This window comes from Burkholderia sp. Ac-20345 (genome assembly GCF_017104825.1).
Classification (GTDB): domain Bacteria; phylum Pseudomonadota; class Gammaproteobacteria; order Burkholderiales; family Burkholderiaceae; genus Burkholderia; species Burkholderia lata_B.
Window position 1 is genome coordinate 1 of sequence record NZ_JAAGPO010000547.1, and the last position, 765, is coordinate 765.

Annotated in this window: 1 pseudogene; it reads right to left on the reverse strand. The window is 74.4% G+C overall.

Annotated elements, in window-relative coordinates:
* Nucleotides 1–48 precede the first annotated feature (48 nt).
* Nucleotides 49–762: pseudogene (locus tag G3O06_RS48575) on the reverse strand (helical backbone metal receptor); the annotation flags it as partial.
* Between the last annotated feature and the right edge of the window lie 3 nt (nt 763–765).

A 765-nucleotide genomic window follows, 5' to 3' on the forward strand; every position in this document is an offset into this window, starting at 1 on the left:
AGTAACGGACAGGCCCAACGCCTACCCGACACGGAGCGATGCCGATCCCGGCGACGCGCGGAAGCCTGGCGTCGCGAGGAGCGCGGCGCGGCGGCCGACGGCCGCGAGGCCTTGGTCGGAGATCAGCGCGACGTCGGGCGCGGCGGCTTCCAGCGCTTCGGTCGTCAGCGGCTTGTAGTGATCGAAGCCCTGCATCGCGTTGCGCGCGCCCGCGTAGCGGATCATCGCGTCGGCGGCCGTGCGCTGGCCGGCGACGAGCGCCTGGTTGCCGGTATGGTTCAGCACGAACAGCACGCGCGGCGGCTGCCCGCCGCCGGGCGCGCGGGCAGCGACTGCGTCGCGCGCGGCCTGCCAGTCGCGGTCGAAACGCTGCAGCAGCGCGGCGCCCGCGTCGCGCACGTCGAGCGCCTGAGCGACGCCCGTGATTTTCGCGCGCACCGATTCGACGTCGTGGCGCTCGTCGAACGTCGTCACCGCGACGCCGGCGCTTTTCACCTGCGCGATCGCGGTGGGCGGGCCGGCTTCCGCGGACGCGAGCACGAGATCGGGCCGTAGCGACAGCAGCCCCTCGGCCGACAGCGCGCGCTGGTAGCCGACCTTCGGCAGCCGTTTCGCGGCGTCGGGGTACGTGCAGGTGGTGTCGGCGCCGACGAGCCGGTAGCGCGGCGTCTCGGCGCCGCCGAGCGCGAACGCGGTTTCCGCGAGTGCGCCGCCGATCACGACCACGCGTTTCGGCGCCGCCGGTGCGACCTGGGCGAGCACGCT